Source organism: Brucella sp. GW823-FHT04E01, from assembly GCF_058796175.1.
The window spans coordinates 892,499-918,169 of record NZ_JBXAIK010000001.1 but is presented as its reverse complement, the minus strand read 5'-3'; the positions used below and the strand labels follow the sequence as shown (position 1 = coordinate 918,169).

Below are 25,671 nucleotides of genomic sequence, written 5' to 3'. Positions count from 1 at the left end.
AACATCCGCACCATGAGCAGTATTGCTGTTATCGCTGCCATGCTTGCGCTTGCCGCTTGCGGAAAAGGTGAAGAGAACACGGCTGAGACGGACCCTGTCCGTCCGGTTCTTTATATGGTGGTCGAGCCCAAGCCCGTAACGCAGACGGGTTTTGCAGGCACGATTGAGCCACGCTATTCCACTGATCTTGCATTCCGTGTGCTTGGGCGAATTATCAATCGGCCTGTTCAGGTGGGGGATATTGTGAAAAAGGACGAGATGGTTGCGATGGTTGATCCATCCAACCTCGATCTTGCCGTTCAGTCTGCGAGGGCTGATCTGGCGAGCGCCGAAGCACAATATGCCAACGCTGCGGCGAGCGAAGAACGCCAGAGCATCCTGCTTAAGGGCAACAACGTTTCGCAAGCCGATTATGATGCCGCCAGACAGGCGCGTGACAGCGCAGAGGCCGGGTTGGAAAAAGCCAGGGCAGGGCTGAAAAAGGCGCAGGATCAGCGCAGTTACGCTGTGCTGCGTCCGGATTATGATGGCGTCATTTCTGCAACGAATGCCGAAGTCGGGCAGGTGGTTGCCGCTGGCCAGACGGTTATGACGGTTGCGCGTCCCGATATTCGCGAAGCGGTGCTCGATATTCCTGACAGCATGACGCAATATTTTGAGCAGGGCACGCCATTCAATGTACAGCTCCAGGCCGATCCGAAAGTGACAGGGCAGGGAACAGTACGCGAGGTGGCGCCGCAGGCTGATGCGCAGACACGCACACGCCGTGTGCGTATTGCTCTCGACAACCCTCCGGAAGGCTTTCGCCTTGGCGCGACGATCCGGGCAGCCAAAGCCGGGCCTGAACAGAATCTTGTGACGATGCCGATACAGGCTTTGCTCGACGAAAACGGCAAGACAAGCATCTGGGTTATCGATCCGCATAAACAGACGGTCTCTCTTCATGACGTGCAGGTGACTGAACGGCGCGGCAACAGTTTCGTTGCCGGTGGCGTGGATGTCGGAAGCTATGTTGCGATTGCCGGTGTGCATGAGTTGAAAGAAGGACAGAAAGTCCGCCTGGACGAGAAAGGAACGGGCCTGTGAAGAAGGGATTTAATCTGTCTGACTGGGCTCTGAATCATCGGTCTCTGGTCTGGTATTTCATGCTCGTCTTTCTGGTGGCGGGCCTGATTTCCTATCTTGACCTTGGTCGTGAGGAGGATCCGGACTTCACCGTCAAGACGATGGTTGTACAGGCCAACTGGCCCGGCGCCTCCGTCGACGAAACGCTCAATCAGGTCACGGACCGGCTGGAAAAGAAGCTCGAAGAACTGGATACGCTCGATTATACGCGCAGCATAACCACGGCGGGCAAGTCGGTCGTGTTCGTCTTTCTGAAAGACACGACGCGGGCCGAGCAGGTCAAAAAGTCATGGACCGAAGTGCGTCATTTTCTGAACGATATTCAGAATACGCTGCCTCAGGGCGTTCTCGGACCGTATTTTAATGACCAGTTCGGTGACGTTTACGGAAACGTCTATGCATTCACGTCGGATGGTCTTTCCATGCGACAGTTGCGGGACTATGCCGAAAGCACGCGGACGAAAATTCTGACATTGCCCAATGCGGGCAAGGTCGAGCTGATCGGCGCGCAGGACGAAGCGATCTATCTGGAGTTCTCGACGCGCCAGATTGCAGCGCTTGGACTGGATCAGCAGGCAATCCTGCAGGCCTTGCAGGACCAGAATGCCATTACGCCGTCCGGTGTAGTGGAAGCCGGGCCGGAGCGCATCAGCGTGCGCGTCAGCGGACAGTTCAATTCGGAAGCGGATCTGCGTGCGGTAAACCTGCGCGTTAATGATCGCTTCTTCCGTCTTTCCGACGTCGCGACGATTACGCGCGGCTATGTCGACCCGCCCGCATCCATTTTCCGGGTGAACGGGCACGATGCGATCGGCCTCGGCATTGGCATGAAGCCGAACGGCAACCTGCTCGAATTTGGCGCGGCACTCGACAAAATGATGAGCCAGGTGACGGCGGAACTCCCGGTCGGTGTCAAGGTCTTCAAGGTTGCCGATCAGCCGGAAGTCGTCAAGGACGCTGTTTCGGGCTTTACCGAAGCTCTGTTTGAAGCGGTTATCATCGTTCTGGCGGTGAGCTTCGTCAGTCTTGGGGTGCGAGCGGGTTTTGTCGTTTCGCTTTCGATCCCGCTGGTGTTGGCAATCACCTTCCTGGCGATGTCTTTGATGGATATTTCCCTGCAACGCGTGTCGCTCGGTGCGCTCATCATCGCGCTAGGCCTCCTGGTCGATGACGCGATGATTGCGGTGGAAATGATGGTGGCCCGGCTTGAGCACGGCGATCCCATCAACAAGGCTGCGACCTATGTCTATTCGCATACGGCTTTCCCGATGCTGACAGGCACGCTGGTTACGATTGCCGGGTTCATCCCCATCGGACTGAACAACAGTCAGGCGGGTGAGTACACGTTCACATTGTTCGTAGTGATTGCGGTTTCGCTGCTTGTTTCCTGGATCGTGGCAGTTCTGTTTGCGCCTTTGCTGGGTGTCACTTTCCTGCCGAAGAAAATGAAGGCGCATGAGGAAAAGCACAGCCGTCTTTTCCAGATATTTTCGCAGGTCCTGCTTGCGTCCATGCGGCACAAGTGGATCACGATCATTACGACCATTGCACTTTTCCTCGTTTCGGTTTTCGGCATGGGCTTTATCGAACGGCAGTTCTTCCCGGAATCCGACCGTCCGGAACTGGTGCTCGACTGGACCTTGCCTCAGAACAGTTCCATCACCGACACCAAGGCCCAGATGGAGAAGTTTGAAGCCACGATGCTCAAGGACAATCCCGATGTGGATCACTGGAGCACGTATGTCGGGGAAGGTGCTATCCGTTTCATTCTCTCCTTCGACGTGCAGCCAGCAAATCCCTATTTCGGGCAGATGGTCGTTGTCGCGAAGGACCTCGAAGCGCGTGACAGGCTCAAGCAGAAATTCAACGAGGTTCTGCGCAAGGATTATGTCGGGACGGATGTCTATGTGAAGTATCTGGAGCTTGGACCGCCAGTTGGCCGTCCGGTGCAATATCGCATCTCGGGTCCGGATGTCCAAAAACTGCGCGGTGTCGCACAGGACTTTGCCGGCATCCTCAGTTCCGACAAGCGGCTTGGAGTGGTGAGCTACAACTGGAACGAGCCGGGTCGGGTTATCCGCGTCGACGTCATGCAGGACAAGGCGAGAAAGCTCGGCATTTCCTCGAAGGATATTGCAACGACCCTGAACGGCGTTGTCGGCGGTATCACCATCACTCAGGTGCGGGATTCGATCTATCTGATCGACGTTATTGTGCGGGCACAGAAACACGAACGCGATTCGATCGATACGCTGCAAAGTCTTCAGATCGCAACCGGTAACGGGACGTCGGTGCCATTGGCCGCGATTGCCAATTTCCGATATGAGCTGGAACAGCCGGTTGTCTATCGCCGTTCGCGTATTCCTACGATCACGGTTGCTGCAGGCATTATCGACAAGACGATGCCGGATACGATCGTCAAGGATCTGGCACCTGCCATCAAGACTTTCGCCGACAAGTTGCCGTCCGGTTATCAGATCCAGATTGCTGGCACGGTGGAGGAGAGCGGTAAGAGCCAGGGGCCGATTGCTGCCGTGGTGCCTCTGATGCTGTTCGTCATGGCGACAATCCTGATGATCCAGCTTCAAAGCTTCCAGCGCTTGTTCCTTGTTGTCGCCGTGGCGCCGCTTGGACTGATCGGTGTGGTGGCTGCCTTGTTACCGAGCGGCAAACCGCTCGGCTTCGTGGCCATCCTTGGTGTGCTGGCACTGGTCGGTATTCTTATCCGAAACTCGGTCATTCTGATCGTGCAGGTCGAAGAGCATATCACCGAGGGCATGCACCCGTGGGATGCGGTGACGCAGGCCAGTCAGCACCGAATGCGACCCATCGCGCTGACGGCGGCGGCAGCAAGTCTGGCACTGATCCCGATTGCGCGTGAAGTGTTTTGGGGACCAATGGCCTATGCCATGATGGGCGGCATCATAGCGGGCACGGCAATCACGCTTCTCTTCCTGCCGGCACTTTATGTCGCCTGGTTCCGGATCAAGGAGCCCGAGCATGGCGTAGATGAGCCACCGGCCGAGGCGCATCCCGCTCCGCAATCGCATTAAACAAAAAGCCCGGTCATGACCGGGCTTTTTTCATGAGATTGTCACTTGCCATTGGTTCTATATAGGTTCTATTATATGAAGTATGAATAGAACCACATTGATCACGGCTATTGAGGAGCGCGGTTTGCACGATCCGCAGCTTACGGGGCCGCTTTACCGGAACCTTGCGCGTATTCTCGGTGAACTGATCGAGGAGGGGCAACTTGCGCCCGCTGTCGGACTGCCGCCGGAGCGCGATCTGGCGGAGCAGCTTGGCGTCGGCCGCATCACTGTTCGCAATGCTTATAAGGAACTGCTGACTCAGGGCGCGGTCGAGGCGCGGCGCGGCAGCGGCACCTTCGTTGCCGAACGCCCGGCCCGCATCAGCCAGCATCTCTGGCGCCTGACTTCGTTTTCCGAGGATATGCTGTCGCGTGGCAAGGAGCCGGGCGCACGCGTTGTCACCAACAAGGTTGACAGGCCGTCGCCCGACGAGGCTTTCCGGCTGGGAATCGGCGTTGATACGACGGTGGTGCGGCTGGATCGTCTGCGCCTTGCCGATGGTGTGCCGATGGCCTTCGAGCGGGCTGTGGTCCCGCGCCATTATCTGGATCAGGATCGCGTCGAAGAAACCTCGCTTTATGGCGCATTGGCAAGGCGTGGCCACAAGCCGGTGCGCGCCTTGCAGCGCCTGACGGCGGTTACACTCGACCCCGGCACGGCACGCCTGCTTGGTGTGCACAGGGGTGCGCCAGCACTTTTGATCGAGCGTGTCTCGCATCTCGAGGACGACCGGATCGTCGAATATACCCGTTCGCACTATCGCGCCGATGCCTATGACTTCGTCGCCGAACTGAAAATTGGAGAATGACCATGAACAGCCCTTCCTCCCTGATGCTGCAGGAAACCGAACAGTCGCCTGCCGTCGTCGCCGGTCTGCTTGAGAAGGAGGCAGGCACCTTTGCGGAAATCGCGCGCATTTTCCAGAAGAACGAACCTGCCGTCATCACCACCGCCGCGCGTGGTTCGTCCGATCATGCGGCGACATTCTTCAAATATCTGATGGAAATCACCATGGGTATTCCGGTGGCTTCCATCGGGCCTTCGGTGGCGTCGGTCTACGGTTCCAAGCTGAAGCTCAAGAACGGATTGCACTTTACCGTGTCGCAATCCGGCGCGAGCCCGGACATTGTTGCAGCGCAGGACGCTGCCAAAAAAGGTGGTGCCACCACAATTGCCGTCGTGAACGTTGTCGATAGCCCGCTGGGTAATGCCGCCGACGTGGTACTCGCGCTCAATGCTGGTGAAGAAAAGAGTGTTGCTGCCACCAAGTCGTTCATTGCCGCAGTCGCGGCATTGTCGGGTGTGGTCGCGTCGGCCAGCGGTGACGCAAGCCTGCAGGCCGGACTGCAGCGCCTGCCGGAGGCGCTTGCTGCAACACGGCCTGACGGTCGCGAAGCGGTTGAAAATCTCCTTTTCAATGCCCGCTCGCTTTATACCGGCGGTCGCGGCACGGCCTTTGCAATCGCGCTTGAGGCTGCGCTGAAGGCAAAGGAAACCGCCAATATCCATGCGGAGGCCTTCTCTCTGGCAGAGCTGATGCACGGTCCGATGCGTCTGGTGGAAGAAGGTTTCCCGATTATTTCCTTCCTGCCGCGCGATGAAGCGTTCGACACCAACATGCAGGCCCTGAAGCGGCTGCATTCGTTTGGAGCGAGCATCGTGTCGCTATCCGATGCGGAAACACCGGGCTTCCGACTGCCATCGGCTAGCACAGGCAATGCGCATCTCGATCCGCTGGTTTCCCTCATCAATTATTACCGCGTCATTGAAGCGGTCACGCGCCGCAAGGGTTTTGACCCAGACAAGCCGCGCAATCTCAACAAGGTTACGGTGACGGTATGACAAGAAAATCGGCAATAGCAGGCGCGCGCATTTTCGACGGCGAGCGCTTTCACGACCAAAGCGCACTGGTGTTCAGCGATGGCAAGACCGAAGCCATCGTGCCGGAAGCGTCACTAGGCGAAGCCTATGATGTCGAGCGCCTGAACGGTGGCGTTCTGGCACCCGGATTCATCGATGCGCAGGTCAATGGCGGCGGCGGGCGTATGCTCAATGACCAGCCGACACCCGAGACCATGTTCACGATTGCCAAGGGGCATCGCAAATATGGAACGACGAGCCTTCTACCGACGCTGATCACCGACACGACGCCGGTGCGCGACCGGGCCATTGAAGCGGCGATTGAGGCAGTCAAGGCCGACAAGGGCGTTGCCGGTCTGCATCTGGAAGGACCGCATCTGGCACCGGCTCGCAAAGGCGCCCATCTGGCGGAACTGATGCGCCCCGTCAACGATGCCGATATCGCGCTCTATATCCATACGGCAAAGCAGATCGGCATCTTGCTGGTCACGCTTGCTGCCGAACAGGTCACGCCTGATCAGGTGCGTCGTTTGAGCGACGGCGGTGTGGTCGTCAGTATCGGCCATAGCGACACGACGGCAGATGAGGCGTTCAAGCGTTTCGATGCCGGTGCGCGAAGCGTGACCCATCTTTTCAACGCCATGAGCCAGATTGGCCATCGTGCACCGGGGCTGGCTGGTGCGGCACTTGATCATCCCGACATCTGGTGCGGTATCGTTGCCGATGGCCATCATGTCGATCCGATGGCGCTGCGGCTTGCTCTTCGGGCGAAACGGGGAGATGCCCACCTGTTCTTCGTGACGGATGCCATGGCTCTGGTCGGTTCGGATTCCGAAAGCTTCGAGATCAACGGGCGTGCCGTCCGCCGTGTGCCAGGCGGCATCTGCTCCAAGCTTGTTCTGGCAGATGGCACCATTGCTGGTTCCGATCTCGATATGGCGTCGGCGGTGCGTTTCGGCGTGGCCGAACTGGAGCTGACGCTGGCCGAGGCACTGCGCATGGCGAGCCATTATCCGGCGCGCTATCTGCATCTCAACGATCGCGGAACGTTCCGTCCCGGCATGCGGATGGACGCCGTCCATCTTGACGATGGGCTGTTTGCGAAAGCCACATGGCTTTCTGGCGGAAAACAGATTTCGGGGTAAGGTCGATGACGGAAATTACAGATCGTTATTTTGATGACCTCATTGCGCGGCTCACCGGCCTGCGTAATCGCCTTGCCGAGCCGATGGCCAAAGCCGCCGAGCTGATTACTGCTGCCGCACTGGCAGACAGCCGCGTCTATGTGTTCGGTACTGGCCATTCGCACATGATGGCGGAAGAACTGCACTATCGCGCGGGCGGATTGGCAATCACTGTGCCGATCCTTTGCGGGGCAATCATGCTGCAGGACGGAGCGGCTGCCAGCTCGCATTTCGAGCGGATCGAAGGAGCTGTGCTGCCGATCCTCGAGCGCTACGGCATTCGCGAAGGTGACGTGCTGATCGTCGTGTCGAACTCCGGTGTGAATGCCGCTCCCATTGAGGCTGCGCGCTATGCACGGGAGAAGGGGGCTGCCGTTATCGCGGTCACTTCCGTCACCTATTCCAACGTCATCGCCAAGGGCCGCACGCAACTGCTTTCTCTGGCCGATGTCGTGCTGGATAATGATGCGCCAGCGGGCGATGCGGTGCTGGAAGTGGAAGGCAGTTCTTTGAAGGTCGGTCCGGTTTCGACGGCGCTTGGTGTCACGATCCTCAATGCCATTTTTGCCGATGTGGCGGCGAAGCTGGTGGGCAAGGGCGACGCACCCATTTATCTGAGCGCCAACATGCCGGGCTCCGGTGAGGTGAACCGGGAACTTGTCGCCCGGTATCGTGACCGCAATCCGCATCTTTGATCAAATTAGAGCGATCTTTCTTCCAAAGTCGCTTGATAGCGCAATCCGGTCAGTGCATTACGCATTCTGGCATGGCGGAGGCCGCATCGTGAACTAGTTTCAAGGCGCGCGCTTTGGCTTGCGCCTTCGAAAATTGAGGAAGTCCGATGCATAATTTTGTCCTGACCGTCACCTGCAAGTCCACTCGTGGTATCGTTGCCGCAATCTCGGGTTATCTTGCGGGCAAGGGTTGCAACATCATCGATAGCGCCCAGTTCGATGATTTGGATACCGGTCGTTTTTTCATGCGCGTCAGCTTCATCTCCGAAGAAGGCGTAGCGCTTGATGTGCTGCGTGAAGGCTTTGCGCCCGTGGCAGCTCCGTTCGAGATGGAATTTGAATTCCACGACAACGCCCAACGGACAAAAACCTTGCTGATGGTTTCCCGTTTCGGCCATTGCCTGAACGATCTGCTCTATCGCTGGAAGATCGGCGCTCTGCCAATCGATATCGTTGGTGTCGTGTCGAACCATTTCGATTATCAGAAGGTTGTCGTCAATCACGACATCCCGTTCCACCATATCGCCGTGACCAAGGCCAACAAGCCGGAAGCTGAACAGCGCCTTCTGGATATTGTCGATGATACAGGCACCGAGCTGGTGGTTCTTGCGCGCTATATGCAGGTTCTGTCCGATCAGCTTTGCCAGAAGATGTCGGGCAAGATCATCAACATCCACCACTCCTTCCTGCCATCCTTCAAGGGCGCGAACCCTTACAAGCAGGCCTACGAGCGCGGTGTGAAACTGATCGGAGCCACGGCGCATTATGTCACCGCTGATCTTGATGAAGGTCCGATCATCGAACAGGATGTCGCCCGTATCACGCACGCACAGAGTGCGGCGGATTATGTGTCTATCGGACGTGATGTCGAAGCGCAGGTTCTGGCACGCGCTGTTCACGCGCATATTCATCATCGCTCGTTCCTCAACGGCAATCGCACGGTTGTATTTCCGGCTTCGCCTGGTTCTTTCGCCTCCGAACGTATGGGCTGATCGACCAGTCGATATTTACGCACTGACGGTCTGCAAATGGCGCTTCTCTGCGCTTCCGGTGCTCATGTACCTTAAAGTACACTCCGCTCCGGTTCTCGAGAAAGCACCATTTTCGCCGCGTCATTGCAAAAATCTCAACCGGTCGATGCATTGTGCCAATAAAAAACCCCGCCGAAGCGGGGTTTTCTTTTGATCTGAAATCAGATCGATTAGTCGATGTCGAAGGAAACGCCCTGTGCGAGCGGCAGAGCCTTCGAGTAGTTGATGGTGTTGGTTGCGCGGCGCATATAGCCTTTCCACGCATCCGAACCCGACTCACGACCGCCACCGGTTTCCTTTTCGCCGCCGAATGCACCGCCAATTTCAGCACCCGAAGTACCGATATTGACGTTCGCAATGCCACAATCCGAACCCTCAGCCGAGAGGAAACGTTCTGCTTCCTGCAGGTTGAGCGTGAAGATCGACGAGGACAGACCTGCGCCAACTTCGTTGTGGCTTGCCAGCACGTCGTCGAAATCCGAATACTTCATGACGTAAAGGATCGGTGCGAAGGTTTCTTCAAGAACCGGACCTTGCTGCTTCGGCATTTCGACGATGGCCGGACGCACATAGTAAGCATTTTCATGGCCAGCATCGACGCGTTCGCCGCCCTGTACCTTGCCGCCGTGAGCAGCAGCTTCCTTGAGGGCCTTCTGCATGTTGTCGAAAGCAACCTTGTCGATCAGCGGACCGACCAGAGCGCTGGTTTCGAGCGGCGAACCAACGGTGACGCTGGCGTAAGCCTTCTGCAGACGCGGAACGAGAGCGTCGTAAACGCTTTCATGTACGAAGAGACGACGCAACGTGGTGCAACGCTGACCGGCAGTGCCCATTGCGCCGAAAGCAATCGCACGCAGAGCCATGTCGAGATCGGCCGACGGGCAGACGATACCGGCATTGTTGCCGCCGAGTTCGAGAATTGCGCGAGCAAAACGCTTGGCCAGACGCGGACCGACTTCGCGGCCCATGCGGGTCGAACCGGTTGCTGAAACGACCGGAACCTTCGGGCTGTCGACGAGGACTTCACCGATTTCACGGTCGCCGAGCAGAAGCAGCGAGAGGCCTTCCGGTGCATCGCCGAAACGCTTCAGCGCGCGCTTGAAGATTGCATCGCAGGCAAGAGCGGTCAGAAGGGTCTTTTCAGACGGCTTCCAGACAACCGAGTTGCCGCAAACGATTGCAAGAGCAGCATTCCACGACCAGACAGCAACTGGGAAGTTGAAGGCAGAGATAACGCCGACAACACCGAGCGGATGCCAGGTTTCCATCATGCGATGGCCAGCGCGTTCGGTTGCAATGGTGAGACCGTAGAGCTGGCGCGACAGACCGACGGCGAAATCGCAGATGTCGATCATTTCCTGTACTTCGCCGAGACCTTCCGAAGGAATCTTGCCAGCTTCGAGCGAAACAAGACGGCCGAGGTCTTCCTTGGAAGCGCGCAGTTCTTCACCGAGCAGGCGGATCAGTTCGCCGCGCTTCGGTGCCGGAACGTTGCGCCAGGCGCGGAAGGCTTCATCGGCCTTGTCGATGATCTTGACAGCATCTTCCTTGCTGTGGGTCTTGACCGCAGCAATCTGTTCGCCCGAAACAGGGCTGAAACCGGCAAGGTCGCCGCCGGTATAAGCGGATGCATCGACGCCGAGTTTGGAAAGCAGATCGGCGGCTTCCTTCTTCACGTCGATTTTTCTAACAGCGGTGTTCATGGCTTTCCTCTCTGTATGAGTTGTTTGCGCATAGTCCTGTCCAAAAAGTCTGCAACTTTTCGGGGCTATGCGTTTATTCTGCCGCTTCGAGGCCCTTTAGACCTGCCTGAACGGCTTCGATGGATTCGCGTTCGATGCGGGCATAGTGCTCGAACTCATTAAGCACTTTCGCACCCAGATCATCCTCGAAACGCTTCTGGTTCGGGCTTTCAACAAATTCCTGTGTTTCGTCGTCGCCCAGATTGGACTGGAATATACCGGCAGCACTCACCGGCAGGAAGTCTTCATAGATGATCGGGTCGAACTGAACCGCGCCAGCTTCAATCAGAACCTCAATATCGGTGCCCGGCTTGTAAGCTTCAAGCTTTGCAGCGTCCTTGACCGAATAAGCGAAGTAGCCGAGGCCTTCTTCACGCACGCCAGCCCATGTGTCCGGGAAAGCGGCAAAAGTGTCGCTCAGCGCCTTCACATATTCAGCTGCATTCGAGCCGTCTGGGGCAGGGCGGGCAACGGCGCGGGTGTCGTTGAGCAGCTTGTCGTAAAGCGCGCGGCCCTTCGGCGTGAGCGCTACGCCGCGCTGTTCGATTTCACCGAAACGGGCAGTGTGCGAGCCCGGCGTCCAGGTGCCGTCTGCATTGACGAAGGATACTTCTTCTTCCAGCGCCTTGAACGAGGTCTGGCGCAGAAGGATCGGGCACTTGCGGGTCGGAGGACCTTCAACGACGGCTTTCGGGTTAATACCGCGATCCGGCATCTGAACCTGCACGGCGTCGATGTCGAGCGTGCGCGGCGTCAGATGGTTGATATGTGGGCCCTTGAACGACACGACATCGGCGATCAAGCGATGCGCGTCATGCAGGCGATGGTAAAGCTCGGCGCTGACATTGGCATGATCGTGCCAGCGGAAGGTTTCCAGTACTTCAGCAACAAAGGCTTTCGCGTCGTCGTCGTTGAGGCCGCCTTCGGCTTCAGCCTTTTCGACAAAAGCGATGGCTCCGGCAGTGAAGATGTTGCGCTTCAACAGGACTTCTTCCGATTCAGCGCGCAGCTTTTCATCGGCGATGAGGTCGAGGCGCAGAAGCGAGGTGAAGACACGGAACGGATTGTGCTTCAGTGCCGCATCGTCAACCGGGCGGAAGGCGGTCGAATGAACTGGAACGCCTGCGGCGCTGAGGTCGTAATAGCCGACCGGGAACATGCCCATGACCGCGAAAACACGGCGCATCATGGAAAGTTCAGCAGCTGTGCCGAGGCGGATCGCGCCGTGACGTTCTTCAGAGATGCGTTCAAGCGAATCTGTTTCCGTCAGACGTTCATGCAGGTGACTGTCATCAGCAAGCACCTTGGCGTTCACATCGGCAACGAGTCCCATCAATGTGCCATAAGCAGGTACTTCCTGCTTGTACATGGCGGACATTGCTGCCGAAAAAGCCGAGCGAATGGCGTCCGGTGAAACGAATTTCTGGTCTTTCATGGCGAAAATTTCCGTCGAGTGGGGCATCTTCGGGTGGTGCATGTCTTGTTTGGGAGGAACATGCATGGATTATGATGAAAATGTATCATATAGACCGTTTTGCGGTTATGCTTGCGACGAAAGCAACTATGTTAATGCGAGAATGGAATGAAGCTGAGCAGAAGACTGATCCCGGACATCGCCACGCTGCAGGCATTCGAGTGTGCCGCCCGTCACGGCAGTTTCACGCAGGCTGCGCATGAGCTCAATCTCACCCAGAGCGCTGTCAGCCGTCAGATCAAGGATCTTGAAAGCCAGCTCGGTGTTCTGTTGTTCGAACGCATCCGCCAGCGCATTCTGCTTTCCGACGCAGGCAGGAAATTTTTGCCGGAAGTGCGGCGTCTTCTGAACCAGACGGAGGACACGATGTTGCGCGCCATGGCTTCGGCGCAATCAACGTCTTCTTTCAGTGTGGCTACATTGCCGACATTCGGCACGCGCTGGCTGATGCCGCGCATTTCCGATTTCATCGAAAAGCATCCCGGCATTGCCATCAATGTCGCGTCGCGCTCCGGTGTCTTCGACTTCGAGGAACAGCCGTTCGATCTGGCTATCCATTATGGACAGCCGGTCTGGGCACATGCCACCTGCACTTTCCTGTGCAGCGAGGTCATCGTGCCGGTTGCCAGCCCGGCCCTGTTGAAAGCGCGTCATCCGTCGGCCCCGGAAGAGCTTGAGAATGAGCCCTTGCTGCATCTTGCGACGCGGCCCAAAATGTGGGCGCAATGGTTTGAAAGCTGCGGTGTCGAGGGGCGGTCGGCCTATCGGGGGCATCGCTTCGATCAGTTCTCGATGGTCATTGGCGCGGCGTTGGCCGGTCTGGGTTTCGCGCTCCTGCCGCTTTATCTGATTGAACAGGAATTGCTCAGCGGTGAGCTGGTCATGCTTTTCGAGAAGCCGATGCGAACCGAGAATGAATATTATCTCGTCGTGCCGGAAGGAAAGCTGGAAAATCCGCTGACGCAGGTGTTTTGTCAGTGGATCGCCGGGCAGGTAGGGAATACGGATTATTCGCCGTTGGTTCATTCCAAACCGGAATGAATTGTTGCGCAAATAACGCTGTCCAACCGGCTTTCGCGGCGTGAAATAGAAACAGTCGGGCAGGGTGCCCGTATTCCACTATTTAAAATGGTTGCTCTCAATGCTGAACGATCCGCGCTCCCATGGTCTTTGGGAAAAGACCGCCCCTGCCGCCCCCGAGACGAATGCGCTGCAAGGTGATCTGACTGCGGATGTCGTGATTGTGGGTGGCGGTTTCACCGGTCTTTCGACCGCTCTGCATCTGGCCGAAAAAGGCACGCGAGCCATCGTTCTCGAAGGTATCGAGATCGGCTATGGCGGTTCGGGCCGCAATGTGGGTCTGGTCAATGCGGGCATGTGGGTCATGCCGGATGATCTGCCCGGCGTGCTTGGCCAGAAATATGGTGACCGGTTGCTCGATGTCCTCGGCAATGCGCCGAAGCTCGTCTTCGAAATCGTTGAGAAGCACAAGATCGCCTGTGAAGTCGAGAAGCAGGGCACGCTTCATTGCGCTGTTGGCAAGAAGGGCCTGAAGGAACTTGAAGACCGCCATGAGCAGTGGGCGCGCCGCGGCGCCAATGTGAAGCTGCTCGACGCCAAAGAAACCGAAGCCAAGGTTGGAACCAAGGCCTATGCTGGATCGCTGCTCGATCTGCGCGCCGGTACGATCCAGCCGCTCGCTTATGTGCGCGGGCTTGCCCATGCCGCCATTACCGCTGGCGCGACAGTATTTACCGGAAGCCCGGTGATCGGTGCCGAAGAAAAGAACGGCAAATGGGTGGTCAAGACTGCCAAGGGTTCCGTGACGGCCAACTGGGTGGTTGTGGCGACGAATGCCTACACCAATGCGCCATGGCCGGAAGTGCGCGCCGAGCTGGTTCATCTGCCATATTTCAACATGGCTACAAGGCCACTGTCGGATAATCTGAAAAAGAGCATTCTGCCGGAACGTCAGGGTGTGTGGGATACGAAGGAAGTCCTTTCATCCTTCCGTTTCGACCAACAGGGCCGCCTTGTCTTCGGAAGCGTTGGCGCACTGCGCAATACCGGCGCTGCCGTGCATAAGGCATGGGCGAAGAAATCGTTGAAGCGTCTTTTTCCGCAGATTGGCGAGGTCGAGTTCGAAGCCGAATGGTATGGCAAGATCGGCATGACCAATGACAGCCTGCCGAAATTCCATCGCCTCGCGCGCAATGTGGTTGGATTCTCCGGTTACAACGGCCGTGGCATCGCGCCGGGCACAGTCTTCGGAAAACTGCTTTCGCAGCTTGTTTCAGGCGAGATTAACGAAGACGATCTGCCGCTGCCGGTCAGCGATCCGAAGGAACAGAATTTCCGCGGTCTGCGTGAAGCCTATTACGAGGCGGGTGCGCAGGTTGCACATGTCGCCGAGATTGTTATCTGATCTGTTGATCTTTTTACCGGGAATGCGTTTGCGGTTGTCATAAAACCGCATTGCAATTCCTCTAATGCCATCCGCATCTTCTCCATACTTGGAGATACGGATGGCTGTTCGGCAAAACATTCAATGTCTTACAAGCCTTCCGATGGTTATGATTCCGCCGGGAGGCTTTTGCTTTTCCGGGTTCACGTTGCAGGATGTTTGACAGGTGCACCATGAATGGAAATGATCGTGCCTATCGCCATGGCAGTATCTGCGCGCTATCACTTCGCACGCGTCAGGATTGTACCGGCATCGCTGGTCATGCTGGCGAACATTATACAGAAATTCGAGGAGCGAATCCCATGAACAAGATGCTGAAGCGGGCTGCTGTCGTACCTGCGCTTCTTGCTCTTTCCATTGCCGTGGCACAGGCTGATACGCTGACGCTCTATACGTCACAGCCGGAAGCGGATGCGACAAAGACGGTTGAAGCTTTCCGCAAGGCCAATCCGGACACCGATGTGCAGATTTTCCGCTCTGGCACGAGCGAACTCCTCACCAAGCTTGCCGCCGAGTTTTCGGCTGGCGCGCCGCAGCCTGACGTTCTGCTGATCGCTGATGCGGTGACGATGGAAGGTCTCAAGAAGGACAAGCGCCTGCTTAGCTATCCGGAAGCCAAGGTTGATGGTTTTGCTGCGGATAGCTATGACGCCGACAAGACCTATTTCGGCTCCAAACTGATCACCACTGGCATCGCCTACAACACGGGTGCCGCACAGAAGCCGGAACATTGGGCCGATCTCGCCAAGGCCGATTACAAAGGCCAGGTGGTCATGCCAAGCCCGCTTTATTCGGGCGCTGCTGCCTATCTCCTGAGCGGCTTTGCACTCAATAAGGATATTGGCTGGGATTACTTCAAGAACCTCAAGGCCAATGAGCTGGCAAGCGTTAAAGGCAATGGCGCCGTGCTGAAGTCGGTTGCGAGCGGCGAAAAGCCATATGGCATTCTGGTTGACTTCATGGCGCTCAATGCCAAGGCCAAGGGTTCGCCGATCGAGTTCGTCTTCCCGTCGGAAGGTGTGCCTGCCGTGACCGAACCGGTTGCGATCATGGCAACCGCCAAGAACGTCAACGGTGCCAAGAAGTTCGTCGATTTCATCCTGTCGGATGATGGCCAGAAGCTGGCATTGGAGCAGGGCTATCTGCCTGCCAAGGAAGGCGTTGGTCGCCCGGCATGGCTGCCGGAAGGCACCAAGATCAATATCATGTCTATCGACACCCAGAAGGTTCTCGATCAGACTGATGCCGACAAGAAGCAGTTTTCCGAGCTGTTCGGCGGATAAGGCATTTTAATGCGCATGTTCCGAGATCTTCAGGGCCGTGATGCGGCCCTGATTATTGGTGTAACGCTTATTGTTGCAGTGCTGTCGCTTCTGCCAATGGGCAGGCTGCTGGTCGAACTGGTCGCGCCGCAGGGGCAGTTTTCGACCTCGGCGCTGGTGGAAACGCTTGGCAGTCAATCGACCTGGGTAGCGACATGGCATTCGCTGCAGATCGGCATTGGCGGCACGCTGCTGGCGCTGGCGTTTGGCATTGTTGCGGCGCTGCTCGTCGGTCTCACCGACATGCGCGGGCGCAATGTCTTTGTGCTTTTCTACGTCACCCCGCTGCTGATTGCCCCGCAGGTAACAGCGCTGGCGTGGCTCCAGCTATTCGGGCCTTCCAGCCAGTTCCTCAAGATCATCGGCATGGCGCCGCCGCTTGGCAGCCGCAATCCGCTCTATTCTGTCTGGGGCATTATTTTTCTGCTTGGCGTGCAATATGGACCGCTGGTCTTTCTGATCGTGCGGGCAGGCCTGCGCAAACTCCCACGCGAACTGGTGGAAGCGGGTCTGAGTGCCGGTGCCAGCAAATGGACAGTTCTGCGCACCATCATCCTGCCGCTGATGACGCCGTCGATCATCGGCGCAGCCGCTCTGGCCTTCGTCTCCTGCGTCGGCAATTTCGGCATCCCAGCCTTCTTGGGAATTCCGTCCAATTATCTGGTTCTGCCGACGCTGATTTATCAGCGTCTTGCGGGCGGCGGCCCAGCTGTGCTGTCCAGCGTCGCCGTGCTGTCGGTTCTGATCGGGCTGATTGCAATGGCAGGCATCGCCGCGCAGGAATATGCCTCGCGCCGCCGCGATTTTCGCATTGTTTCGACGTCGCTGCCTGCTGCACCCTTCGCGCTTGGCCGCTGGCGCGTGTTGGTGGAAGCCGCGGCATGGCTCCTGATTGTTATCGTGCTGTTTCTGCCGTTGATCGGTCTTACGTTGTCCGCTCTGGTTCCGGCCTATGGTGTGCCGCTGACATTTGCGACGGCAACAGCCGAGAATTTCCGTTTCGTGCTGCTTGAACATGCTGGTGCTGCGCGCGCTTTCCGCAACAGTGCGGTTCTGTCGTTGGCGGCAGCATTCTTTGCGGTGCTGATAGCAGTTCCGCTTGCCTATATGCTGGCATGGCGTAAACGGCGCTGGACGCCGATCCTCAATTTCGCAGCCGAGATGCCCTATGCGTTACCGGGCGTAGTTCTCGCGATTGCCTGTCTGCTGATGTTCTTAAAGCCGCTGCCAGTGGTTGGTGTTAGCCTCTACAACACGCTTTGGATCATACTGTTTGCCTATCTTGCGCGCTTCTTCGTGCTGGCGCTGCGGCCAACGGTTGCCGGGCTGCACCAGATCGACCGTGCTTTGGAAGAAGCAGCGCGCGTTGCGGGGGCGGGGCTTTTCTATCGGCTGCGGACCATTATATTCCCTCTGGTCGCCCCGGCGACGCTTGCAGGCGGCGTGCTCATTTTCATGACCGCCTTCTGTGAGCTGACGGTTTCAGCGCTTCTTTGGGCGTCGGGATCGGAAACGCTGGGCGTGGTGATGTTTTCTTTCGAACAGGCGGGCGATTCCGCCTATGCGGCTGCCATATCCATTCTGGCCGTTGCGGTGACATTCATGCTGATGCTTGCAACAAATCTGTTTGCGCGGCGTCTTCCAAACGGAGTGCTGCCATGGCGCGACTGAAAATCGCTTCTGTTTCCAAGGCTTTCAACGAGTTTCAGGCCCTGTCTGAAGTGTCGCTCGATGTGAAGGACGGCGAGTTTGTTGCTATTCTCGGACCATCCGGCTGCGGCAAGACCACACTTCTGCGGATGATTGCAGGTTTTGAAGACGTCGATGGCGGCGAAATCCACATTGGTGACAGCCGCGTTTCCCATGTTGACGGGAACGTGCCGCCGGAGAAGCGGCAGGTCGGTATCGTCTTCCAGAACTATGCGCTCTGGCCGCATATGACGGTCGAAGAGAATGTCGGCTATAGTCTGCGGGTGGCCAAAGTTGCCAAAGCCGAGCGCGAGGCTCGTGTGAAGCAAGCGCTCGCGCTGGTCGATCTCGACGGTTTCGGTGATCGCCGCCCGGCCAATCTTTCGGGTGGTCAGCGGCAGCGCGTGGCATTGGCCCGTTGTCTGGTGGCTGCGCCTTCGCTGGTATTGTTTGACGAGCCACTCGCCAATCTCGACGTGCATTTGCGTGCTTCGATGGAAAACGAGTTTGCGGCTTTCCACAAGCGTACCGGTACGACGATTATCTACATCACGCATGACCAGGCTGAGGCCATGGCGCTTGCCGACCGGATTGCGGTTCTCGACCATGGCAAGCTTCAGCAGTTCGATACGCCGCGCAAGCTTTACGAAGAACCGGCTAGCGAAATGGTCGCGTCCTTCATCGCGCACGGCATGGTTCTGCCTGCGGAGGTCGTGTCCTTTGCGCAAGCGGGACAGTGCGAGGCGCTGGTGCTGGGAAGCCGGGCGCAGGTGCGTTGTTCTGGCATTGAAATGCCGCGTGCCAATGCACAGCTCTGCGTTCGTGCAGAAGATCTGACATTGACCGAAACCGGCGGTATTCCCGTGCGGGTCAAGCGTTCGGTCTATCGCGGTGGCGGTTCGCGCATCGAGGCACATCCGCTCAGCAAGCCCGATATTCACCTGCATTTTGAAGTGTGCGATCCGGTAAGACTGGAAGAAGGCGATGAGGTTCGCATCGCTATTCGCGGTGGCTGGATCATTCCCACCGATGAAATGCCGGTGAGAAAAGTCTCAACCGGCTTTCCAATCGGCAACAAGATTTAGCTTATTTCTTCTTCATCGCTTCCAAAAGTGCTGCACCGAAACCGCCGGTTGATGGTTGTTCCTGTTTGCGCTGTGGGGTGAAGTTTTTGGCAGGCCGCTGGTCGCGGTTTGCAGGACCACGCGGGGCAGGGGCTTCACCGCCGTCCTTTCTCATCGTCAGGCCGATGCGCTTGCGTGGCACATCCACTTCCGTCACGCGTACCTTCACCACATCGCCAGCCTTGACCACTTCATGCGGGTCTTTGACGAAGCGGTCGGCGAGCTGCGAAACATGGACAAGTCCGTCCTGATGCACACCGATATCGACAAAGGCACCAAAGGCAGCAACGTTTGTGACGGTGCCTTCAAGCATCATGCCGGGTTTCAGGTCCTTGATGTCATCGATGCCATCGGCAAAGGTCGCGGTCTTGAATTCAGGGCGGGGATCGCGGCCCGGCTTGTCGAGCTCGGCGATAATGTCGCGCACGGTTGGCAGGCCGAAACGCTCATCGACAAAGACACGCGGATCGAGGCTTTTAAGTGCTGCGCTATCACCCATGAGGCTGCGCACATCGCGGCCGCAGGCGGAAACGATCTTTTTGGCAACGCCATAGGCTTCCGGGTGAACGGAGGACGCATCAAGCGGCTCGGTGCCGTTGGCGATACGCAGGAAGCCTGCGCATTGTTCAAAAGCGCGGTTGCCTAGGCGGGCGACTTTCAGAAGTTCCTTGCGGTTCTTGAAGGCACCGGCGTCATCGCGATGCGCAACAATTGCTTCGGCGAGAGACTTTCCGAGACCGGACACACGCGCCAGCAGTGAGGCGGATGCCGTGTTGAGATCAACGCCGACAGCGTTCACTGCATCTTCGACCACTGCGTCGAGCGAACGCGCCAGACGGGACTGATCGACATCATGCTGATACTGGCCGACGCCGATGGATTTCGGCTCGATCTTGACGAGCTCTGCCAGAGGATCCTGCAGGCGGCGGGCGATGGAAACGGCACCGCGCAGCGATACGTCGAGCTGCGGGAATTCGGCCGCGGCGGCTTCTGACGCCGAATAGACCGATGCACCTGCTTCCGACACGATGACTTTGAGCGGCTTTGGCGCTGGCATGTCGGTGAGCATATCAACGACAAGCCGTTCGGTTTCGCGGCTGCCTGTGCCGTTGCCGATGGCAATCAGTTCGATCTTGTGTTTGCGGATCAGGCTTGCGAGCTCGGCCTGGGTACCACGCACATCGTTCTTTGGCGGAAACGGATAGACCGTCGTTGTGTCGAGCAGTTTGCCAGTGCCATCGACGATTGCGACCTTAACGCCGGTGCGGATGCCCGGATCAAGGCCCATGGTGGCCCGCGAACCGGCAGGCGCGGCCAACAGCAGGTCTTTGAGGTTGCGGGCGAAGACGTTGATGGCTTCTTCCTCGGCGCGTTCACGCAGGTCGCGCATCAGGTCAAGCGACAGGGAGAGCGAGAGTTTGACGCGCCAAGCCCAGCCTGCAACTTCCATCAGCCAGCGGTCGCCGGGCAGGGTTGCGCCGATATTATAGGCGGCTGCAATTTTGCGTTCGACCGGCTTTACCGGCGAGGTGTCGTCGGCGTCGATTTCAATGTCGAGCGACAGGAAATCCTCGTTGCGTCCGCGCAGCATGGCCAGAGCCCGGTGGCCTGCAACATTTGCCCAGCGCTCGAAATGGTCGAAATAATCCGAGAATTTTGCGCCTGCATCCTGTTTGCCATCGACCACATGTGAGCGCAGAACAGCGCGTTCCTTGAGATAGTTGCGCAAATTGCCGATCAGTTCGGCATTTTCCGCAAAGCCTTCGGCGATGATGTCGCGCGCACCATCCAGTGCTGCCTTCACATCGGCAACTTCACCGGTGACATATTGCGCAGCAATCTCGGTGGGGACCAGCCTGCGGTCGGTCAGAATGGCTTCGGCAAGCGGTCCAAGACCGCGTTCGCGGGCGATTTCCGCTTTGGTGCGACGCTTGGGCTTATAGGGCAGATAGAGGTCTTCAAGCTCGGCCTTGGTCTGAGCGCCAGCTATTTTTAGTTCGAGTTCTGGTGTGAGCTTTTCCTGTCCGCGGATCGATTCCAGAATGGACGAGCGCCGCGCCTCAAGTTCGCGCAAGTAAGCGAGGCGCTCTGAAAGCTGGCGCAGCTGCGTATCATCAAGGCCGCCGGTGACTTCCTTGCGGTAACGGGCGACGAAAGGCACGGTCGCGCCTTCGTCCAGCAAGCCAATGGCGGCGATTGCCTGTTCGGGCTTTGCATTGATCTCCGCCGCTATAATCCCAGCAATGCGCTTAATATCGTTGGCCATATTCATTCCAATCTCAAATCTTTACGGCAACATAGTCGGATGTGGGTTCGGCGCAATCAAGGCAGTAACGACGTTCCACAGGAAAGGCGTCGGTTTCCTGTTCACGGCGATGTGAACGAACGGCCTCTTTATAAATCGGATTTACTCAATACTTATATCGGGAAATGACGATACGTATCAAAGGATCAGCGAGGTGACTGCGATGTCGGATGTTCAATCTATACCCTTGGACGAGATACTCAAGGCGCTCGCCAATCCGGTGCGTCTCGACATTTTGAGCTGGCTCAAGGAACCGGAGAACCATTTCTCCGATCAGCACATGCCTCTGGAGATGGGCGTGTGCGCGGGCCAGTTCGAACGGTGCGGCCTCTCCCAGTCGTCCGTTTCTGCTCATTTGTCCGTGCTAACAAAGGCGGGGCTGATCATGCCCCACCGCGTTGGCCAATGGACGTTCTACAAGCGTGATGAAGAGGCGATAGCCGCCTTCATCAAAGCTGTATCCGATCTTTAATTCACCAGTCCAATCTTTCCCATTTGCCCAATCTTTCCCATTTGAAGGAATGTATCCATGGCCACATTGTTCGATCCAGTTACAATCGGCGATCTGAAGCTTGCCAATCGTATTGTTATGGCACCGCTGACGCGTAATCGCTCACCGCGCGCCGTGCCGAATGATCTCAACGTCACCTATTATGAACAGCGCGCCAGTGCGGGCCTCATCATCACCGAGGCAACGCCGATCAGCCATCAGGGACAGGGTTATGCCGATGTGCCGGGCCTTTATTCCGCCGAACAGTTGGCAGGCTGGAAGCGCGTGACCGACGCAGTGCACAGCGCAGGCGGCAAGATCGTCGTGCAGATGTGGCATGTGGGGCGTATTTCACACAACACGTTGCAGCCAAATGGCGGCAAGCCGGTTGCGCCTTCGGCCATCATCGCCAAATCAAAGACCTATCTTGTGCATCCGGATGGCACCGGCGAATTTGCGCCAACCTCCGAACCGCGTGCGCTTGAAAAGAGCGAGCTTCCGGAAATCATTGCGACCTATGCCAAGGCTGCCAAGGATGCCGTTGAAGTGGCTGGTTTCGACGGCGTCGAAATTCATGCGGCAAACGGCTATCTGATCGATCAGTTCCTGCGTTCGGACAGCAACCATCGTACCGATGAATATGGCGGCTCTATCGAAAACCGCGCCCGCTTCCTGTTTGAAGTGGTGGATGCGATCACCAAGTCGGTTGCGCCGGGCAAGGTCGGCATTCGTCTTTCGCCAGTGACGCCCGCCAATGACGCCTCGGATTCCGATCCGCAGCCGCTGTTCGACTATGTGCTCGACAAGCTCGCCGCTTACGGTCTTGCATATGTTCATATCATTGAAGGTGCGACCGGTGGTCCGCGCGACTTCCAGCAGGGCCCGCTACCTTTTGACTATGCGCGCCTGAAGCAGGTCTATCGCGATGCTGGCGGTGAAGCTGCCTGGATGGTCAATAATGGCTATGATCGTGAACTGGCGGAAGAAGAGATCGAAAGCGGTCGCGCTGACGTCGTGGCCTTTGGCAAGCCGTTCATCTCGAACCCTGATCTTGTGCGTCGCTTGAAGGATAATGCTCCGCTCAATGAGCTGGACCAGCAGCATATGTATGGCGGCGGCGCCAAGGGATATACAGATTATCCGATTCTTGCCTAACAGCGAAAAAAGCCCGGCGAATTGCCGGGCTTTTTGTTACAGACGCGCCCGCGTCGAGCGCGGTGTGGCAAGCAGCAGGTTGGTTTCGCTGGCCTTGATGCCCGGCACCAGCCTGATGCGGCGCAGCACGGCATCAAAATCGGTGAGCGTCGCAGCACCCAGTTCCACTACCAGATCGAAGCGGCCATTGGTGGTGTGAACGGCGGAAACTTCCGAGAAACCGCCGAGCGCCTTGACCACACGGTCGGCGACATTGCCTTCGATTTCGATCATCATGATACCGCGTACCGGCAGATCAACCGCATCGGACCGCAGGATCACCGTGTAGCCGATGATGTCGCCGGACTGTTCCAATCGTTCCATACGGGCGCGGACCGTTGCGCGGGAAACGCCGAGATCGATTGCCACATCCGAAATACTGCGCCGTCCGTTGTGACGTAAAAGCGTGATGAGCTTTTCATCCAGATCGTCCATGTTTTCTCCATTTTGAAAAGCCAATCCGACATTCTGATAAACCAAACCGTTAAAATTGCCAATCCGGTTGCTTCACATCGCCAAGCGTAAATGGTCAATCTAGGGCAATAATTTCTCTGGAGTAGCAGTTTATGCATTGCAAGATTTTGGGATTGCCTGTTCAGGAAGGCACGGGCCGTCTGGGCTGCAATATGGGCCCTGACGGTTATCGCGCCGCTGGCATTGCGGATGCGATTCGCGAACTCGGTCACGAGTTTACCGATCTCGGTAATCTGGCCCCGGCCGAACTACGCCCGCTGGCCCATCCCAATCCTGTGATCAAGGCGCTGCCGCAGGCTGTTGCCTGGATCGAAGCAATCAGCGAAGCTGCTTATCGTGAGAGTGAAGACGGTTTTCCGATCTTCCTCGGTGGCGATCATCTGCTTGCAGCAGGCACTGTTCCCGGCATCGCGCGCCGCGCGGCGGAAAAGGGCCGCAAGCAATTTGTGCTGTGGCTTGATGCGCATACGGATTTCCACACGCTGGAAACGACTGGCAGCGGCAATCTGCACGGCACGCCTGTTGCCTATTACACGGGCCAGAAGGGCTTTGAGGGCTATTTCCCAGCCCTGGCAGCTCCGATTGATCCCGCCAATGTTTGCATGATGGGTATTCGCAGTGTTGATCCGGCAGAACGCGCTGCAATCAAGCAGACCGATGTTGCCGTCTATGACATGCGCCTTATCGACGAACATGGTGTTGCTGCCTTGCTGCGTCGCTTCCTTAAGCGCGTGAAGGACGAAAACGGCCTTCTGCACGTCAGCCTCGATGTCGACTTCCTTGAACCTTCGATTGCGCCGGCTGTCGGCACCACGGTTCCGGGCGGAGCGACCTTCCGTGAAGCGCATCTCATCATGGAAATGCTGCATGACAGCGATCTGGTGACGAGCCTCGATCTCGTCGAGCTGAACCCGTTTCTCGATGAACGCGGACGTACCGCAACGGTGATGGTCGACCTGATGGCGAGCCTTTTGGGCCGCAGCGTCATGGACCGTCCAACCATCAATTACTGAATTCAGGAGGCCGCATTCGTGAAGCGCCGGGTGGTTCCATCCGGCGGCAGAATGCTCAAGCTAATTGTATTACGCGCATCTTGTTCCGAAAACCGCTTCGCACTTTTCGGGATGCGCTCAAGGAGCAATAATGACCCAACCGAACCTCAATATCGTCCCCTTCGTCAGCGTCGATCATATGATGAAGCTGGTGCTGTCCGTCGGCGTGGAAACCTTCCTCAAGGAACTCGCCGACTATGTCGAAGAAGATTTCCGCCGCTGGGAAAACTTCGACAAGACGCCGCGTGTGGCGTCGCACTCGAAGGAAGGCGTGATTGAGCTGATGCCGACGAGCGACGGAACGCTCTATGGCTTCAAATATGTGAACGGCCATCCGAAGAACACGCGTGAAGGTCTCCAGACCGTTACGGCATTCGGCGTTCTTGCCGATGTGGGCAGCGGCTATCCGATGCTGCTGACCGAAATGACCATCCTGACTGCGCTGCGCACTGCCGCGACTTCGGCAGTAGCCGCCAAGCATCTGGCCCCGAAGAATTCCAGCACGATGGCCATCATCGGCAATGGCGCGCAAAGCGAATTCCAGGCTCTGGCTTTCAAGGCACTGCTTGGCGTCGACAAGCTGCGTCTCTACGATCTTGATCCGGAAGCGACTGCCAAGTGCATGCGCAACCTGCAGGGCGCCGGTTTCGACATCGTTGCCTGCAAGACGGTCGAAGAGGCTGTCGAGGGTGCGGACATCATCACCACCGTCACCGCCGACAAGGCCAATGCGACGATCCTGACCGACAACATGGTTGGCGCTGGCGTGCACATCAATGCTGTTGGCGGCGATTGCCCCGGCAAGACGGAACTGCACGGCGATATTCTGCGTCGTTCGGACATCTTCGTCGAGTACCCACCGCAGACCCGTATCGAAGGCGAAATCCAGCAGCTGCCGGAAGATTATCCGGTCAAGGAGCTTTGGGAAGTCATCACCGGGAAGATCGCCGGACGCAACGATGCCCGCCAGATTACGCTGTTCGATTCCGTCGGCTTTGCGACCGAGGATTTTTCGGCCCTGCGCTATGTGCGTGACAAGCTGAAGGACACCGGCTTCTACGAAAAGCTGGATCTTCTTGCCGATCCAGATGAGCCTCGCGATCTCTACGGCATGCTGCTGCGTCACGAAAAGCTGCTGAAAGGCGAAAAGACCAAGCCAGCGGCCTGATCCGGCCTTTTGAGCAGCTTCCACTTTTGGAAGACGGGCTCTACCTGTTGCAACCCTGCCGCGCTTGATGCACGGCAGGGGCACGTTTTCGCAGTCGCTGCGATAAATCCTTGGTGCCTTGCGCGATTTCCATTATTGCAGGAT

20 protein-coding genes are annotated in these 25,671 nt (G+C 57.4%); 16 read left to right on the top strand and 4 right to left on the bottom strand.

All coding sequences use genetic code 11. From position 1 onward, the window contains the following. Positions 1–12 precede the first annotated feature (12 nt). From AC1RHM_RS04560 to purU, 7 genes are all read left to right on the top strand, one after another. On the top strand, positions 13–1,086 hold the full coding sequence (locus AC1RHM_RS04560; protein WP_373366441.1) for an efflux RND transporter periplasmic adaptor subunit: 1,074 nt from the start codon (positions 13–15) through the stop codon (positions 1,084–1,086). Further along, a complete protein-coding gene (locus AC1RHM_RS04555) occupies positions 1,083–4,178 on the top strand; it encodes an efflux RND transporter permease subunit (protein ID WP_010659522.1) in 3,096 nt (1,031 codons plus the stop codon). The genes AC1RHM_RS04560 and AC1RHM_RS04555 overlap by 4 nt, the downstream gene beginning before the upstream one ends. A gap of 82 nt (positions 4,179–4,260) precedes the next feature. After that, a complete protein-coding gene (locus AC1RHM_RS04550; protein WP_010659523.1) occupies positions 4,261–5,028 on the top strand; it encodes a GntR family transcriptional regulator in 768 nt (255 codons plus the stop codon). Positions 5,029–5,030: 2 nt separating this feature from the next. After that, positions 5,031–6,062, top strand: a complete 1,032-nt coding sequence (locus tag AC1RHM_RS04545) for an SIS domain-containing protein (RefSeq protein ID WP_010659524.1) — start codon at positions 5,031–5,033, stop codon at positions 6,060–6,062. Beyond that, positions 6,059–7,225, top strand: coding sequence for an N-acetylglucosamine-6-phosphate deacetylase (gene nagA / locus AC1RHM_RS04540; protein ID WP_010659525.1), 1,167 nt, complete (start codon positions 6,059–6,061; stop codon positions 7,223–7,225). Before AC1RHM_RS04545 ends, nagA begins: the two co-directional genes overlap by 4 nt. A gap of 5 nt (positions 7,226–7,230) precedes the next feature. Next, positions 7,231–7,959 carry an SIS domain-containing protein gene (locus AC1RHM_RS04535; RefSeq protein WP_010659526.1) on the top strand — a complete coding sequence of 243 codons (729 nt, stop codon included), beginning with the start codon at positions 7,231–7,233 and terminating at the stop codon, positions 7,957–7,959. Between the two features lie 146 nt (positions 7,960–8,105). Then, positions 8,106–8,990, top strand: a complete 885-nt coding sequence (gene purU, locus AC1RHM_RS04530) for a formyltetrahydrofolate deformylase (protein WP_010659527.1) — start codon at positions 8,106–8,108, stop codon at positions 8,988–8,990. A 209-nt stretch (positions 8,991–9,199) separates the two neighbouring features. On the opposite strand, the gene amaB is transcribed toward purU, so the two are convergent. Continuing rightward, a complete protein-coding gene (gene amaB, locus AC1RHM_RS04525) occupies positions 9,200–10,732 on the bottom strand; it encodes an L-piperidine-6-carboxylate dehydrogenase (protein ID WP_010659528.1) in 1,533 nt (510 codons plus the stop codon). A gap of 73 nt (positions 10,733–10,805) precedes the next feature. Further along, on the bottom strand, positions 10,806–12,206 hold the full coding sequence (gene hglS / locus AC1RHM_RS04520) for a 2-oxoadipate dioxygenase/decarboxylase HglS (protein WP_010659529.1): 1,401 nt from the start codon (positions 12,204–12,206) through the stop codon (positions 10,806–10,808). A 147-nt stretch (positions 12,207–12,353) separates the two neighbouring features. Between hglS and AC1RHM_RS04515 the strand changes: the two genes are divergently transcribed. From AC1RHM_RS04515 to AC1RHM_RS04495, 5 genes are all read left to right on the top strand, one after another. After that, positions 12,354–13,286: a LysR family transcriptional regulator gene (locus AC1RHM_RS04515; RefSeq protein WP_010659530.1), complete on the top strand. Its 933-nt coding sequence runs from the start codon at positions 12,354–12,356 to the stop codon at positions 13,284–13,286. Positions 13,287–13,386: 100 nt separating this feature from the next. Beyond that, the gene (locus tag AC1RHM_RS04510; protein ID WP_010659531.1) at positions 13,387–14,670 is read left to right on the top strand and encodes an NAD(P)/FAD-dependent oxidoreductase; all 1,284 of its coding nucleotides are present in this window, start codon (positions 13,387–13,389) and stop codon (positions 14,668–14,670) included. 341 nt (positions 14,671–15,011) lie between these two features. Beyond that, positions 15,012–15,992 carry an ABC transporter substrate-binding protein gene (locus tag AC1RHM_RS04505; RefSeq protein WP_029376048.1) on the top strand — a complete coding sequence of 327 codons (981 nt, stop codon included), beginning with the start codon at positions 15,012–15,014 and terminating at the stop codon, positions 15,990–15,992. Between the two features lie 9 nt (positions 15,993–16,001). Next, entirely contained in the window at positions 16,002–17,702 is a 1,701-nt protein-coding gene (locus AC1RHM_RS04500) for an ABC transporter permease (protein WP_010659533.1), read from the top strand. After that, positions 17,690–18,805 carry an ABC transporter ATP-binding protein gene (locus AC1RHM_RS04495; protein WP_010659534.1) on the top strand — a complete coding sequence of 372 codons (1,116 nt, stop codon included), beginning with the start codon at positions 17,690–17,692 and terminating at the stop codon, positions 18,803–18,805. The genes AC1RHM_RS04500 and AC1RHM_RS04495 overlap by 13 nt, the downstream gene beginning before the upstream one ends. A gap of 1 nt (position 18,806) precedes the next feature. Here AC1RHM_RS04495 and AC1RHM_RS04490 read toward each other — a convergent pair whose 3' ends face one another. Beyond that, a complete protein-coding gene (locus AC1RHM_RS04490; RefSeq protein ID WP_010659535.1) occupies positions 18,807–21,110 on the bottom strand; it encodes a Tex family protein in 2,304 nt (767 codons plus the stop codon). A 202-nt stretch (positions 21,111–21,312) separates the two neighbouring features. Here AC1RHM_RS04490 and AC1RHM_RS04485 point away from each other — a divergent pair, with 202 nt between their 5' ends. Further along, positions 21,313–21,621: an ArsR/SmtB family transcription factor gene (locus tag AC1RHM_RS04485; RefSeq protein WP_012091525.1), complete on the top strand. Its 309-nt coding sequence runs from the start codon at positions 21,313–21,315 to the stop codon at positions 21,619–21,621. A 57-nt stretch (positions 21,622–21,678) separates the two neighbouring features. Beyond that, positions 21,679–22,794: an alkene reductase gene (locus tag AC1RHM_RS04480; RefSeq protein ID WP_010659537.1), complete on the top strand. Its 1,116-nt coding sequence runs from the start codon at positions 21,679–21,681 to the stop codon at positions 22,792–22,794. A 36-nt stretch (positions 22,795–22,830) separates the two neighbouring features. Here AC1RHM_RS04480 and AC1RHM_RS04475 read toward each other — a convergent pair whose 3' ends face one another. After that, positions 22,831–23,268, bottom strand: a complete 438-nt coding sequence (locus AC1RHM_RS04475) for an Lrp/AsnC family transcriptional regulator (protein ID WP_010659538.1) — start codon at positions 23,266–23,268, stop codon at positions 22,831–22,833. A gap of 131 nt (positions 23,269–23,399) precedes the next feature. Here AC1RHM_RS04475 and rocF point away from each other — a divergent pair, with 131 nt between their 5' ends. Both rocF and ocd read left to right on the top strand, forming a co-directional pair. Further along, on the top strand, positions 23,400–24,320 hold the full coding sequence (gene rocF / locus AC1RHM_RS04470) for an arginase (protein WP_010659539.1): 921 nt from the start codon (positions 23,400–23,402) through the stop codon (positions 24,318–24,320). A 130-nt stretch (positions 24,321–24,450) separates the two neighbouring features. Next, positions 24,451–25,527, top strand: coding sequence for an ornithine cyclodeaminase (gene ocd, locus AC1RHM_RS04465; protein ID WP_010659540.1), 1,077 nt, complete (start codon positions 24,451–24,453; stop codon positions 25,525–25,527). The last annotated feature ends 144 nt before the right edge of the window (positions 25,528–25,671 follow it).

Bases quoted from the DNA above. Each gene is read 5' to 3' on its own strand.
- AC1RHM_RS04560 (WP_373366441.1), top strand. From the start codon at position 13: ATGAGCAGTATTGCTGTTATCGCTGCCATGCTTGCGCTTGCCGCTTGC.
- AC1RHM_RS04550 (WP_010659523.1), top strand. From the start codon at position 4,261: ATGAATAGAACCACATTGATCACGGCTATTGAGGAGCGCGGTTTGCAC.
- AC1RHM_RS04545 (WP_010659524.1), top strand. From the start codon at position 5,031: ATGAACAGCCCTTCCTCCCTGATGCTGCAGGAAACCGAACAGTCGCCT.
- nagA (WP_010659525.1), top strand. From the start codon at position 6,059: ATGACAAGAAAATCGGCAATAGCAGGCGCGCGCATTTTCGACGGCGAG.
- AC1RHM_RS04535 (WP_010659526.1), top strand. From the start codon at position 7,231: ATGACGGAAATTACAGATCGTTATTTTGATGACCTCATTGCGCGGCTC.
- purU (WP_010659527.1), top strand. From the start codon at position 8,106: ATGCATAATTTTGTCCTGACCGTCACCTGCAAGTCCACTCGTGGTATC.
- amaB (WP_010659528.1), bottom strand. From the start codon at position 10,732: ATGAACACCGCTGTTAGAAAAATCGACGTGAAGAAGGAAGCCGCCGAT.
- hglS (WP_010659529.1), bottom strand. From the start codon at position 12,206: ATGAAAGACCAGAAATTCGTTTCACCGGACGCCATTCGCTCGGCTTTT.
- AC1RHM_RS04515 (WP_010659530.1), top strand. From the start codon at position 12,354: ATGAAGCTGAGCAGAAGACTGATCCCGGACATCGCCACGCTGCAGGCA.
- AC1RHM_RS04510 (WP_010659531.1), top strand. From the start codon at position 13,387: ATGCTGAACGATCCGCGCTCCCATGGTCTTTGGGAAAAGACCGCCCCT.
- AC1RHM_RS04505 (WP_029376048.1), top strand. From the start codon at position 15,012: ATGAACAAGATGCTGAAGCGGGCTGCTGTCGTACCTGCGCTTCTTGCT.
- AC1RHM_RS04500 (WP_010659533.1), top strand. From the start codon at position 16,002: ATGCGCATGTTCCGAGATCTTCAGGGCCGTGATGCGGCCCTGATTATT.
- AC1RHM_RS04495 (WP_010659534.1), top strand. From the start codon at position 17,690: ATGGCGCGACTGAAAATCGCTTCTGTTTCCAAGGCTTTCAACGAGTTT.
- AC1RHM_RS04490 (WP_010659535.1), bottom strand. From the start codon at position 21,110: ATGGCCAACGATATTAAGCGCATTGCTGGGATTATAGCGGCGGAGATC.
- AC1RHM_RS04485 (WP_012091525.1), top strand. From the start codon at position 21,313: ATGTCGGATGTTCAATCTATACCCTTGGACGAGATACTCAAGGCGCTC.
- AC1RHM_RS04480 (WP_010659537.1), top strand. From the start codon at position 21,679: ATGGCCACATTGTTCGATCCAGTTACAATCGGCGATCTGAAGCTTGCC.
- AC1RHM_RS04475 (WP_010659538.1), bottom strand. From the start codon at position 23,268: ATGGACGATCTGGATGAAAAGCTCATCACGCTTTTACGTCACAACGGA.
- rocF (WP_010659539.1), top strand. From the start codon at position 23,400: ATGCATTGCAAGATTTTGGGATTGCCTGTTCAGGAAGGCACGGGCCGT.
- ocd (WP_010659540.1), top strand. From the start codon at position 24,451: ATGACCCAACCGAACCTCAATATCGTCCCCTTCGTCAGCGTCGATCAT.